Source organism: Winogradskyella vidalii (assembly GCF_013403955.1).
GTDB lineage: Bacteria > Bacteroidota > Bacteroidia > Flavobacteriales > Flavobacteriaceae > Winogradskyella > Winogradskyella vidalii.
The window spans coordinates 1-14,401 of sequence record NZ_JABFDG010000005.1 but is presented as its reverse complement, the minus strand read 5'-3'; the positions used below and the strand labels follow the sequence as shown (position 1 = coordinate 14,401).

The 14,401-nt window shown below is 33.2% G+C and carries 11 protein-coding genes; 7 read left to right on the top strand and 4 right to left on the bottom strand.

Annotated features, from left to right (window positions below; translation table 11 throughout):
* The first annotated feature begins 198 nt into the window (after positions 1-198).
* From pheT to ribB, 7 genes are all read left to right on the top strand, one after another.
* Positions 199-2,625 carry a phenylalanine--tRNA ligase subunit beta gene (pheT, locus tag HM982_RS12120; RefSeq protein WP_179353512.1) on the top strand — a complete coding sequence of 809 codons (2,427 nt, stop codon included), beginning with the start codon at positions 199-201 and terminating at the stop codon, positions 2,623-2,625.
* Positions 2,626-2,813: 188 nt separating this feature from the next.
* Positions 2,814-3,314, top strand: coding sequence for a thiol peroxidase (tpx, locus tag HM982_RS12115; RefSeq protein WP_179353511.1), 501 nt, complete (start codon positions 2,814-2,816; stop codon positions 3,312-3,314).
* Between the two features lie 221 nt (positions 3,315-3,535).
* Positions 3,536-3,904 carry a diacylglycerol kinase family protein gene (locus HM982_RS12110; RefSeq protein ID WP_179353510.1) on the top strand — a complete coding sequence of 123 codons (369 nt, stop codon included), beginning with the start codon at positions 3,536-3,538 and terminating at the stop codon, positions 3,902-3,904.
* A 412-nt stretch (positions 3,905-4,316) separates the two neighbouring features.
* Positions 4,317-6,746, top strand: a complete 2,430-nt coding sequence (locus HM982_RS12105) for an FtsK/SpoIIIE family DNA translocase (protein WP_179353509.1) — start codon at positions 4,317-4,319, stop codon at positions 6,744-6,746.
* A 61-nt stretch (positions 6,747-6,807) separates the two neighbouring features.
* Positions 6,808-7,449 (top strand): LolA family protein, encoded by a 642-nt coding sequence (locus tag HM982_RS12100; protein WP_179353508.1) that lies wholly within the window; start codon positions 6,808-6,810, stop codon positions 7,447-7,449.
* An 18-nt stretch (positions 7,450-7,467) separates the two neighbouring features.
* Entirely contained in the window at positions 7,468-9,468 is a 2,001-nt protein-coding gene (locus HM982_RS12095) for an LptF/LptG family permease (RefSeq protein WP_179353507.1), read from the top strand.
* Between the two features lie 31 nt (positions 9,469-9,499).
* Complete coding sequence (gene ribB, locus HM982_RS12090) at positions 9,500-10,651, top strand: 3,4-dihydroxy-2-butanone-4-phosphate synthase (protein WP_179353506.1); 1,152 nt, start codon at positions 9,500-9,502, stop codon at positions 10,649-10,651.
* A gap of 116 nt (positions 10,652-10,767) precedes the next feature.
* On the opposite strand, the gene HM982_RS12085 is transcribed toward ribB, so the two are convergent.
* From HM982_RS12085 to HM982_RS12070, 4 genes are all read right to left on the bottom strand, one after another.
* Complete coding sequence (locus HM982_RS12085) at positions 10,768-11,760, bottom strand: glycoside hydrolase family 16 protein (protein ID WP_179353505.1); 993 nt, start codon at positions 11,758-11,760, stop codon at positions 10,768-10,770.
* A 92-nt stretch (positions 11,761-11,852) separates the two neighbouring features.
* Positions 11,853-13,052, bottom strand: a complete 1,200-nt coding sequence (locus HM982_RS12080) for a DegT/DnrJ/EryC1/StrS family aminotransferase (RefSeq protein WP_179353504.1) — start codon at positions 13,050-13,052, stop codon at positions 11,853-11,855.
* Between the two features lie 78 nt (positions 13,053-13,130).
* Positions 13,131-13,760: an NAD(P)H-dependent oxidoreductase gene (locus HM982_RS12075; protein WP_179353503.1), complete on the bottom strand. Its 630-nt coding sequence runs from the start codon at positions 13,758-13,760 to the stop codon at positions 13,131-13,133.
* 129 nt (positions 13,761-13,889) lie between these two features.
* A partial coding sequence (locus HM982_RS12070; RefSeq protein WP_179353502.1) for a T9SS type B sorting domain-containing protein occupies positions 13,890-14,401 on the bottom strand: 512 nt, incomplete at its 5' end.

Genomic DNA, 14,401 nt, shown 5'->3' with positions numbered 1-14,401 from the left:
AATTTGAGTGAAGTTCGAAATAACAACAAATACCTTACATATAAAAGCCAATTCTTATTTTTTGATTTTGTAGATATTTGTTGTTGTCATTATTTGGATGACTGAAAAAACATCTTCAAATTGTAATTAAATTTATCATTTGAAGTTTCATTACAAACCTACTATTACTATCTTTGTGGCTTTGATTAAATTGAAACTATGAAGATTTCATATAACTGGCTTAAGCAGTTTATAAAGATAGATTGGAACGCTGAAAAAACTGGCGATTTATTAACCGATCTTGGTTTAGAAGTAGAAGGTATTGACACTTACCAGTCTGTAAAAGGCGGACTTAAAGGAATTGTTGTTGGCGAAGTTTTAACTTGCATTCAGCATCCTAATGCAGACCGACTAAAAGTAACAACCGTTAATATTGGTGAAGAAGCGCCCGTACAAATTGTTTGTGGTGCACCTAATGTTGCTGCCGGACAAAAAGTCCCTGTGGCAACTATTGGTACGACTTTATACGATGATAAAGGTGAAGCTTGGACTATAAAGAAAGGTAAAATTCGTGGCGAAGAAAGTTTTGGTATGATTTGCGCCGAAGACGAGTTAGGTTTAGGTGAATCGCACGAGGGTATTATGGTTTTAGATGCTGAGGTTAAAATTGGCACCTTAGCTGCTGACCTTTTTAAAGTTGAAAACGATGAAGTTTTTGAAATCGGCCTTACCCCAAACCGAGCTGATGCTATGAGTCATTACGGTGTTGCAAGAGATTTAAAAGCAGGTTTACTCCAAAATGAAGTTAATCTCGAACTAATTACACCTTCAGTAAGTTCTTATCATGTGGATGCCCGAGCCTTTAAAGTCGATGTTGAGGTGATGGATTATGAAAAAGCACCGAGATATAGTGGGGTTACCATTTCGGGAATTAAAGTTGAACCATCGCCTAGTTGGATACAAAATCGCTTAAAATCCATTGGTTTATCGCCTATTAACAACATTGTAGACATCACAAATTATGTACTACACGAACTAGGGCAACCTTTACACGCTTTTGATGGTGATCGAATTTCTGGTAGCAAAATTGAAGTCAGAACCTGTGAAGCGGGTACAAAATTTATAACTCTAGACGGTGTTGAACGTGAATTACATGAAGAAGACCTCATGATTTGCGATGCTAAAAAACCAATGTGTATTGCAGGTGTGCTTGGTGGTAGCCATTCTGGTGTTACTGAAAACACCTCTCGTATTTTCTTAGAAAGCGCCTATTTTAACCCAGTAAGTGTTCGTAAAACAGCAAAACGTCATAATTTAAATACCGATTCTTCTTTTAGGTTTGAAAGAGGTATTGACCCTAATCTTACGGAATATGCTTTAAAAAGAGCTGCTTTGTTGATTACAGAAATCGCAGGCGGAGAAATTACTAGTGATATTGTTGACACCTACCCAAAGAAAATAAGAGATTTTGAAGTCCGTTTAAGTTTTGATAATGCTGAAAAATTAATTGGAGAAAAGATTCCTGAAGAAACCATAAAAAGTATTTTATCGTCCTTAGACATAAAAATAAATAATGTTACTGAAGCTGGTGTGGGATTAACTGTTCCTGCATATAGAAACGATGTACAACGAGAAGCTGATATTATTGAAGAAATACTAAGAGTTTATGGTTACAACAATATTGCAACCACACAAAAACTAAATGCTTCAATTTCTAACTCATCGCGATTTGAAGATTACAAACTTCAAAACATCATAGGTAACCAATTGGCTTCTCAAGGTTTCTTTGAGATTATGGCAAATTCATTAACAACACCTAAGTATATAAGCTTAAGTGAAGATTTAAATGAGGCGCATAATATAAAAATGCTAAATCCTTTAAGTAATGATTTAGAAGTAATGCGCCAATCGTTATTGTTTTCTGGCTTAGAAGCTGTTTCTCACAATATCAATAGAAAACAAGAGGATTTAAAATTGTTTGAATTTGGTAAAACTTACCACCAGTATGCCGAAACTCGAGAAGAACACAAACACTTATCACTTTTTGTAACCGGAAATAAATCGGAAGAACGTTGGAATTCTAAAGCCTCAACAAGTGATTTCTTTTATTTAAAAGGTACTATTGAAGCTACTTTAGAACGTTTAGGTCTAACACGTTTAAAATCGAAACCAAACACCTCAGATGTTCTAAGTGAAGGCATGAGTTTTTATATCGGAAAAAAGAAATTAGTTGACTTTGGCTTGGTTAAAAAATCGGTTTTAAAGCACTTTGGAATCTCACAAACTGTCCTATTCGCGGATTTTAATTGGGACCACGTTTTAGAAATGGCACAACATAACAAAATTAAGTTTAAAGCGATTCCTAAATACCCATCCTCAAAACGAGATTTCGCTTTATTAATTGATAATGCTGTCACTTTTGAAGACATCCATACCATAGCTAAGCAAACCGAGAAAAACCTTCTCAAAAACGTTAACTTATTTGATGTTTACGAAGGGAAAAATCTTCCATCTGGAAAGAAAAGTTATGCGGTAAGCTTTATGTTTCAAGATGAAAACAAAACTTTAAATGATAAGCAAATTGACAAAATAATGTCTAAGCTGCAATCTAATTTTGAAAGTAAACTTGGCGCAGAATTGCGATAGTTCTAGACTAAAAAAAAATGACACAAAAAGCTTATGATTTTTCTCATAAGCTTTTTTTTATTTATAATAATTACTACCTGCTGTAAACGTGTTAAATTCTTTCATAACTAAATATTATATTTTATTTAATACAAATACACTTAAAAGTTGGTATTTTTATCATTCACTAACTCATAAAAACAATTAAAATGGCTCATATAACTTTAGGAGGCAATCCAATAGAAACCATAGGAAACTTACCATCTACGGGTAACGACGCTCCAGATTTTACACTTACAGCAACAGACTTATCTAGTAAATCTTTATCTGATTACAAAGGCAGTCGATTAATCTTAAACATTTTCCCAAGTGTTGATACAGGAACTTGTGCACAATCAGTAAGAACATTTAATGAAAAAGCTAGTCAATTAGACCATACTAAAGTGTTATGTATTTCTAAAGATTTACCTTTTGCGTTAAACCGATTTTGTGGTGCTGAAGGACTAGATAATGTAGAAAGTCTTTCGGATTATAAAACAGGAAAATTTGGAGAAGATTATGGTATCACCTTTAAAACAGGACCTTTAGAAACGTTACTGTCGCGTTGTATTGTTGTCATAGAAAAAGACGGTCGTGTTTTATATACAGAACAAGTTTCTGAAATTAAAGATGAACCAAATTACGACGCTGCTTTAGAAGCTTTGAAATAATTTTATTTATCAAAGTGACCCAAAAGGCTTATTTATTATGAATTTTAATTCACTACACACATAAGCTTCAACTATATAAGTTTGTTTATAAAAGCACATAGCTTCTTATAACATATAAACAATACATTCCACTTCTGTTTTATAAAAAAAATTATGGCATAAAACAGAAGTTTAATGTTTTATCAGCCGCCCTATTTATAGTAAATTGACATGTCAACTTAATGCAAAAAAAAGAATCATTCCTCATTAATAGACTCAAGAGTTTAAGTTTTGCTTTAAAGGGAATGCTAATCCTTTTTAAAACAGAAGCCAGTATAAAAGTTCAGTTGTTTATAGCTTTTGCAGTAACTATTGCGGGTTTTTATTTTGAAATTTCAAAAATGGAATGGATTGCCCAATTAATAATGATTGGTATGGTTTTAAGTGTCGAAGGCATAAATACCGCAATTGAATATATTGCCGATTTTATTCATCCTGAATACCATGAAAAAATAGGCTTAATTAAAGATATCGCAGCTGGTGCCGTCTTTATAGCTTCAATTATAGCAATGATTATTGCTGGGATTATTTATTTACCAAAAATATTTTAACTCAAATTTCCACTTCTAATTCAAACCTTTTAAATTTAAGATTAAAGTAGGCTTCTATACCAAAACTTAGAGTTGAAACGTTTCATATTTGTATTTTTGTACTGTTCTATTTTAGCAGCTGTTTTAAATGAATAAAATAGTGCTCTAGGCTAAGTGTTTTCTTAAACAGTTCTGTTAAATCACGAGATTATACAGTAAAATTAAAATATATATCACTAATCAAATTCATTATATCAGGATTGGGAGTCGGTTTTAGACCTAAATAATTTTAGGAATTTGTATTTTAGCAGCTGAAAAGTAAAAGTATTTTCTGTTTGACTTAATACGAGTCTATTAGAGCTAATGCTAATTTAATACATGCAGGATATTACAAATAAATAAACATTGATTTCCACTTCTGTGGAAAATAAATATGGCAAAAAAAACAACCAGAAAGAAAACAACCACTAAAGCAAAGCCAAGTGCAAAAACAAAGTCTAAATTAAAAAGGCCTTCGTTTAAACTCACTAGTCAGCAAAAACTGATTTTTGGTAGTTTTCTTATTATCATTGGTATACTTCTTTTTATTTCATTTTTATCTTTTGTCTTTACAGGTAAGGAAGACCAGAGTGTGCTTCATAATTTCCCTGAACGCTCTACCGAATATAAAAACTGGGCCAGCCAACTTGGTGCTTGGGTGAGCGAATTTTTTATTACCAAGGGATTTGGTATACCTTCCTTTATTTTTGCTGGTCTATTATGCCTTTCAGGAGTATATATTACTTTAAGTTTAAACAAAGCCAAACTCACTAAACATTGGGTTTGGGGTACACTTAGTGTCATATGGTTATCCATACTCTTTGGCTTTTTTACTCATAAATATGATTTACTTGGCGGCACCATTGGTTTTGAAATGAATCAGTTCCTTCAAGATTACATTGGTAAAGCAGGCACTATCTTATTATTAATATTCGGTTTCATTAGCTTTTTAGCGATACGATTTAAAGTTACAGGCGAAAGTATTGTCAACATTTTTAAGCGTGCAAAAAGTTCTATTAAAGAAGATTTAGAATCCGACACCATCGCACCTGAACCAACGGTGACATTAGACAATAGTTTTACCGAAGAAGCCGAAGCTATAAAATCTGCACATGAACTCACTTTAGAAAAAGCAGAACCAACCATTACTAAGCACTCTAAACCAAAAAAGGTTGAAACGGAAGAGTTACAAATGGAAGTCACCGAAAAACCCGAAGAAGAATCGGTAGACAGCCCAGAGTTAACTATGGAAGTGGAAACGGTGGAAGACGAAAAATCGGAGACAGATAATTTAGCGGATAAACTAGTTGAAGATTTTGGACAATTTGACCCTACTCTAGAATTGGGAAAATATCAGTTTCCTACCTTAGATCTATTGAAAAAATACAACAATGAAGGTATTTCTATCGATCAATCGGAGCTTGAAGAAAATAAAGATAAGATTGTTGAAACACTAAGAAATTACAAAATTGGTATTTCAAGTATTAAAGCCACAATAGGGCCAACAGTTACACTTTATGAAATTGTTCCTGAAGCAGGAATTCGAATTTCAAAAATTAAAAATCTTGAAGACGACATTGCCTTATCTTTAGCGGCTTTAGGAATTAGAATCATTGCGCCAATTCCTGGAAAAGGTACCATAGGTATTGAAGTGCCTAATAAGAATTCGACCATAGTATCTATGCGTTCGGTTATTGCCTCGCAGAAATTCCAAAAATCTGAGATGCAATTACCTATCGCTTTTGGTAAAACAATTAGTAATGAAACTTTTGTGGTCGATTTAGCAAAAATGCCACACATGCTTATGGCAGGTGCTACAGGACAAGGTAAATCCGTTGGTCTAAATGCTGTTTTAACTTCCCTACTCTACAAAAAACACCCTGCTGAAGTCAAATTTGTATTGGTCGATCCTAAAAAAGTAGAATTAACCCTGTTTAATAAAATAGAACGCCATTATTTAGCCAAACTTCCAGACAGTGAAGATGCCATTATCACCGATAACACTAAGGTTATTAACACCTTAAACTCGCTTTGTATTGAAATGGATAATCGCTACGAAATGCTTAAAAATGCCTTTTGTAGAAACATTGCGGAATACAATGCTAAATTTAAAGCTCGAAAATTAAACCCTAACGACGGACATGCCTTTTTACCTTATATCGTTTTGGTAGTTGATGAGTTTGCCGATTTAATTATGACCGCTGGTAAAGAAGTAGAAACCCCAATCGCTAGATTAGCACAATTAGCACGTGCCATTGGTATTCACTTAATTATTGCCACACAACGTCCTTCGGTGAATGTTATTACAGGAATTATTAAAGCCAATTTCCCGGCACGTATTGCATTTAGGGTAACCAGTAAAATAGATTCGCGTACCATTTTAGACGGCTCTGGAGCTGATCAATTAATTGGTCGTGGTGATATGTTATACACCCAAGGTAATGATCTTATTAGAATTCAATGTGCTTTTGTAGACACGCCTGAAGTCGAAAAAATCACCGAATTTATAGGATCTCAAAAAGCGTATCCAGATGCTCATTTATTACCTGAATATGTAGGTGAAGAAGGTGGCACAACTCTTGATGTAGATATATCAGATCGCGATAAATTATTTAGAGAAGCCGCAGAACTTATTGTGACAGCCCAACAAGGCTCCGCATCTTTATTACAGCGAAAATTAAAGTTAGGTTATAATAGAGCTGGTAGAATTATCGACCAGTTAGAAGCCGCTGGTATTGTCGGTAATTTTGAAGGTAGTAAAGCACGCCAAGTTTTAGTACCCGATTTAGTTGCTTTAGACCAGCTGCTAGAAAATGAAAAATAATACTGGTGTGTCATGGCGCACATCAAATTAAATTAAAATGATTATTAAATAAAATAAGAAAATGAAAAAACTATTGGTATTAGCATTTATCGCACTCGGATTTACAGGTTTTGCACAAAATGATGCAAAAGCAGAAACCTTATTAAATGAAGTGAGTACCATAATTAAAAGCTATAAAAACATCAGCCTAGATTTTAAATATGAATTAAATAATTTAACTGAAAAAGTGAGTCAAGAAACCCGTGGCGATGTCGTTATCGAAGGCGAGAAATACAAACTCAACATTTTAGGAATTACACGTATTTTCGATGGTAAGACCTTATATACTATTAGTCCTGAGGATGAAGAAGTTACTATTTCTTCAGATAACACAGAAGACGAAAGCACTATAACACCAAGTAAAATGCTATCGTTTTATGAAGATGGTTATACTTATAAAATGGATATTGTTCAAACGGTAAGAGGACGAAAAATTCAATATGTAAAATTGAATCCAATGGACACTAATTCTGAAATAAAACACATTTTATTAGGAATTGATGCTACAACAAAGCACATTTACAACCTTATTGAAATGGGGAAAAACGGAACTAAAACAACATTAACTGTTAATTCTTTTGAAACCAACGAACCTATTTCAAAAACCTTATTTACATTTGACAAAAGTAAATACAGCGATTATTATATCAATAAAATTGATTAAGGTTTAAAACTTAAATGTGTGAAAATATTAGATAGGTACATACTTATCACTTTTTTAAGGACGTTTTTTAGCGTCTTTATTATATTCATGTTTATCTTTATTTTACAAGGGGTTTGGCTATATATTGCTGAACTTGCAGGTAAAGATTTAGATGTTGTAGTGACTGCAAAGTTTATTTTGTATTACATGCCAAAGCTTATTCCTTTGGTGGTACCACTTACAATTTTATTATCCTCTATCATGGTTTTTGGCAACTTCGCTGAAAACTATGAGTTCGCAGCAATGAAATCTACAGGGATTTCATTGCAACGTGCCATGCGTAGTCTAAGCGTCTTTATCGTTGCGCTTGGTATTGCATCCTTCTTTTTTGCTAATAATGTGATTCCTTGGGGAGAATATAATTTTTACAATCTAAGACGAAATATTGCCAAGGTAAAACCAGCACTCGCCATTGCTGAAGGACAATTTAATGAAATAGGTGATATTAATATTAAGGTGGATAGAAAGTATGGTGATAGAGGTCAGTTTCTTGAAGGTGTTATTATACACCAAAAAAGTGATTCGCGTACAGGAAACTACACGGTTATCGTCTCTGAAAAAGGCGAATTAAAAAGTAGTCCAGATTCTAATATTCTTCAACTCGAATTGATAAATGGTAATTATTATGAAGAAATCGTCAATAAAGATGCTAGGAAGAACGTAAATAAACCCCATGTAAAAAGTTATTTTGACAATTATATTTTCAATGTTGATTTAGAAATACTCAATACGGATGATCTTGATCAAAAAAATCACTCCGACCGCTACAACATGCTTAATGTTAGCCAGCTAAACAAAACAATAGATTCTTTAGAAAACAAAAGAGCAACCGATTATCAAGATTTATCTAAAACACTCTATAACAGAAGTACCTACTCTACATTAAACAGTAAAAACTTAAACACTAATAAAGACACCGTTAAAGTAGATTCCATATTTAAGGGCAAAAATATCCTTGATTTATATAGTAATAATCAAAAAATACAGATTTTAAATTTAGCGATTAACTCTTCAAATAGTACCAGACAAATATTAGATTCTAATAAGAAAAATTTAGAAAAAAAAGATATTCTATTAAATAAGCACATTATCGCCTTACAAGATAAATTTGTGTTAGCCTTTGCCTGTATTATCCTGTTTTTTGTAGGTGCTCCATTGGGTGCTTTAATACGTAAGGGTGGACTTGGCTTACCAATGGTTGTTGCTATTGTATTATTTTTAACCTATCACTTCTTTGGTATTTTCTCTAAAAACAGTGCCGAGAAAGGAAGTTTCAGCCCAATTATTGGTGCATGGCTTTCTACAGGGGTGATGTTACCCTTAAGTATTTATTTAACCACAAGAGCCACAAATGATAAAGGCGTCTTTCAATTTGATGCGATAACGGTGCCTTTAAAACGCTTATTTAGTTCAAAAAATAAGCTTCAACTTTCAGAAAGTGATACTAAAACCTATAACTATTATAAACGTTATTCTGTAGAAGAATTAATCGCTGTCATTAAAAAGCAAGATGATTTTGATTTAGATAAAAAGCCAAAAGAAATTGCACTACACAATTTATTAGGCAGAAAAATTCCTTTGGAAGATTTAAAGACGCAAGGTTTAGATATCGATGATAAACTTATTAAAGCTAGAGTTTTGCTTAAAGACTACAAAGACTACTCTAAAACAAGTTTAGTAAGTTATTGCGTTGGTGCCCTTTTATTTGGCTTGCATTTTATTCTTAAAAATAATAAGTTTTTAGAAACAGCAGATGCAGTTTTCAATTTGAGTATTATAGCATTTATATTTTTTGCTATTTATGTTGTTGTTCATGCTTTTGTGTATTCAAAATTTTATAAAACTATCAATCAAAAAAGGAAACGAATTAACCCGCTACTCCTTCTATTATCCTTACCTGTATATCCCATAAAATACATTTATTTAAGGAATAAGATTTCTCAAGACTTCTACTTAAGCTGTGTTCAAAATATAAAATAACCGTATCTTTACATCATCTTAAAAATGCATTATGATAACTACTAAAACCATGAATACAAAAACGAGCCTAAATACTATTGAAGAAGCCATTGAAGATATTAGGCAAGGTAAAGTTATCATTGTCGTAGATGATGAAAACCGTGAAAATGAAGGTGATTTTTTAGCTGCTGCTGAAAATGTAACACCACAAATGATTAATTTTATGGCGACTCATGGTCGTGGATTAATCTGTGCTCCATTAACAGAACACCGTTGTGAAGAATTAGAACTTAACATGATGGTAAGGAATAACACCGACCCAATGGAAACAGCATTTACAGTTTCTGTAGATTTAAGAGGTAATGGTGTAAGCACTGGTATTTCGGCAAGTGACAGAGCAAAAACTGTACAAGCCTTAGTAAAAAAAGATACAAAGCCTTTTGAGTTGGCACGTCCTGGTCATATTTTCCCTTTAGTTGCCAAAGAAGGTGGTGTCCTAAGACGAACTGGCCATACTGAAGCTGCGATTGATTTTGCACGTTTAGCCGGATTTGAACCTGCTGGAGTTATCGTTGAGATCATGAACGAAGATGGCACCATGGCACGTTTACCTCAACTGCTCGAAGTTGCCCAAAAATTTGATCTTAAAATTGTTTCTATTGAAGACTTGATAGCCTACCGAATGGAATATGATTCCTTAATTGATAAAAAAGAAGATTTTGATATTGAAACCCGTTTCGGGAAATTTAGACTACGCGCTTATCAGCAAACCACAAACGATCAAGTTCATATTGCACTAACAAAAGGTACTTGGAAATCTGATGAACCAATTTTAACTCGTGTTAATTCAACATTAGTCAATAATGATATATTAGGTACATTAACTAATAATGCGGATCAAGAATTAGATAACATGTTTAATGTGATTAATAAAGAAGGAAAAGGCGCTATTATCTTTATAAACCAACAAGCAGAATCTATGAATCTGTTAACACGTCTTTCTTTACTTAAAGAAAACCAAGTTGAAGGTAAACTTGTTAAAGCACCAAGTATTGGTATGGACACAAAGGATTTTGGTATAGGTGCTCAAATATTACACGATCTTAAAATCAGTAAGCTAAAATTGATTTCAAACAGCCTTCAAACCAAACGTGTTGGGATGATTGGTTATGGTTTAGAGATTGAAGAATATGTAAATTATTAATCTTTCTTTTTAAATTATTTAAAGACGATTAAAAAAGGTCTATAAATCACTTGTGTATTGTGATTTATAGACCTTTTTTATATTTCACTATAAATAGAGCACACTTATAAAGTCTTTTACTTAGTATTTTGGTACACTCTCACATAATCAATTACCATACTACTTTGTGTAAAATCTAGATCTATAGGGCCAGCAGCACCACCCATAGCAATATTTAAAAGTAAATATTGATCTTCAAAATAAGGCCATGTACCAGAATCTTTAATCTCCGGTTTGTAGGTATAAAATATTTCATCATCAATTAGAAATGTAATTTGGTTAGGCGACCAATTCATAGAATACACATGAAACTCATTAGCCACATCATTTAACTCGTAGGCTTTTAGATTTACAGTATCACCAAAACACTGATTGCATGGCGAATGTAAAGCACTACTAACGTGATTTAATGCTCCTAATCCATGTTCCATAATATCAATTTCACCACAAGCAGGCCAACCAACGGTTCCAAATTCATTATCCCAATAACCTCCGTCTTCATTTATATTTTTACCTAAAGTCCAAATGGCTGGCCAAGTACCAGCTCCAAAAGGTAATTTGGCTCTTACATCAACACGTCCATAGGTAAAAGCAAATTTAGAATTAAGCCTTGCTGATGTATAAGTTTTAGTAATATCTTGATTTGTGTAAAGCTCTTTTATTGCGGAAATACATAGGAAGCCATCTTTTACATATGAATTTTCTAACCGGTCTGTATAATGTTGTTCTTCGTCATTAAACCAACTACCACCAGAAGGTATTTGCGTTTGATGAAACCATTTTTCTGCATTAACAGCACCATTTAAGTCAAACTCATCTGACCAAACTAAATCACTATAGACAACATCTAATACAGTATTATTTATGGAATCTGTTTCGTTAATTTTAATATCACTTAAAAAAACTATCGGTTTAGCTTCTCTGTAATCTTTATAAACAGCTGGTGAATTATAGGAGTCAATTGCACTAACAAGATTCGTTTCAGAAAATATATGCGAAGAAAACTCTAGTATAAATAGACCTCCTATAAACAGCACAAAAAATGTCGCAAAAATGGCATTTAATTTCATTGATAGATTTTTAATTTTGCTAAAACTAAAAATCTTTCGTTTAGAAAACGAAATTAGAACCTATACAAAACCAATACAAACAGTATTTTTATTTAACTATTTAAAACCGACCGAATGCTTTCAGCCATTTTTTCTGCACGTTCTCTAACCTCATCTTCGGTCCAAGATAATTTTATTAAACAGGATATGTTTCTAGAAATATAACTATCAGATTGCTCAAAAGTTTTTGTTTGAAGATATTCTAAACCTTGCTTCACTTCTTTAGAAATTGGCATCAAAGATTTTAAATCTTTCAAATGGTTCCATTTTCTAATATAGTGCCAATTGTTATCAAAATAATTCCAACAAGCATCTACGCCATTATTTTTAAATTCAGTTATAACTTTTTGGCTCGCTTCATAATTTGGTAAAAAGAAATTAAGGAATGCATAACTTTCAACACCGCCTTCAGGAACGGTTCTAAATGTTACACCAGAAATGTTTTCTAGTGCATTTCTTAAAATGGTATAGTTTCTTTTTTGAATGGCAATAAACTCTGGTAAACGTCTCACTTGAGCCAAACCAACGGCAGCATGCAATTCTGAAATTCTAAAATTATAACCTAAAGCGGGATGCGTTTCCGCACCTCTATCGCTCCCAATATGATCATGCCCATGATCACTGTAATGATCAGCATTAATATAATAATCTTTATTATTGGTCACTACAGCGCCACCTTCTCCACAAGTAATGGTTTTTACAAAATCGAAAGAAAAACACCCTAAATCACCTATGCTTCCTAAAGGTTCTCCTTTATAAGTTGCGCCTATGGCTTGGCAAGCATCTTCAACTAATAATAAATGATGTGAATCACAAACTTGTTTTAAGGCGTCCATATGTCCCATACTACCACACATCTGCACCACCATAACCGCTTTAGTTTTTGGTGTAATCGCAGCTTCTACAGCTTTTGGATCCACAGACAATGTATCATCAATATCAACCAATACCGGAATCGCGCCAAGCATCATAATAGCTTCAAAACTAGCTACAAACGTAAACGTAGGCATTATAACTTCGTCTCCTGCTCCAACACCTGCAGAAGCTAAAGCCACAGAAACAGCTGCTGTACCGCTAGATACTAATTGCACATGATTAGATTTGAAGGTTGTTGCTAATTCAGTTTCCAATTCTTTAGCTTTCCAATGGCCTTTACGCATCCCATCAAAACCATAACGCATTAACACACCATTATCTAAGACATCATTAACTTCTTTACGTTCTAAATCACTGAATAACTCGAATCCTGGCATATTAAATTTTATTTTTTTTTGTTTTTATTAGCTTGAAAGCAAAGATACTATTTTACATATCTCACCACCGTAAAAAGGCTAAAATTCTATAATCGTTTTTGATAAAGGTTGTCTCACTTTTTTTAATGCAGAGAACATGTCACTATCAGCTCTATAGCCTACTGGTAGTAATAAAACCGAACTCAATCCGTATTTCTCTAATTCTAATTTTTGATCTAAAGCTTTCGGTATAAAACCTTCCATAGGACAACTATCAATCTGTTCTACAGCACAAACCGTCATCAAATTCCCTAGAGCTATATAGGCCTGATTAGTAGACCAACTTCGTTTTTTATCGGGATGCATACCATCTATAGTAGATTTCATTTGTGTTTTAAACGGCTGAAGAATTTCATCTGGAGTATTTCTTATCGCTTTAACTGTATTAAAGTGATTATTTACATCCTCACCATTAATATCAGTTTGAACACACAATACCAATAAGTGTGATGCATCAACAACCTGACGCTGTCCATAAGCAACCTCAACTAAACGCTCTCTAACAGCTTTATTTTCTATGATAACTAATTTTAAGGTTTGTAAACCGTAAGAGACAGCCGTAAGATTAAAAGCTTCTTTTAAAATATTTAATTTTTCTTCGGAAAGCGTTTTGTTTGCATCAAATTTTTTGGTGGCATAGCGCCATTGTAATTTTTCTATGATGGACATTTCTAATTATTTTTTTTGCAAAAGTACGGAATATAGCTTTCGTTTTTATGTATTTGAATTAAAGACTAATAACAAAAAAAGCCTGAGCAAAATATAATGCTCAGGCTTCTAATTTTATGATTTAGTTAATTATCGTTTCAAAGAAAAATGAGCTTTAAACTCTTTGCGTTCTCCTGTACTTGGCTCATCATACTCTACCGTGAACCAATAACCATCTGTAGGCATGGCTTCACCATTAAACGTACCATCCCAACCATTTCCTTCAGGACTAATTTGTTTTAAAAGCTTTCCGTAACGGTCAAATATATGGATGATGGCACTACTTCCTATGTTTTCAATGTTCCAAGTTTCATTTTGGCCATCACCATTTGGTGTAAAATACACTGGATAATCAATCACAAAGATTGGTTCTGTGGTGATTCCACATCCATTCTTGTCTCTTGCTCTTACCTCGTGTTGTCCTGGTATCACGTTATTAAATATAGGCTCATCTTGCCAAGCACCATAATCTAAACTGTATTCATAATCGCCTATCTCATCTGCTCCTACTGTCACCTCTATAATGTGATTATCTGCAAAAGCTTGTGATAAAAGTTCCACGGTAATACTTGGTGGCTCACTTTCTATCACTTCTGTGATAT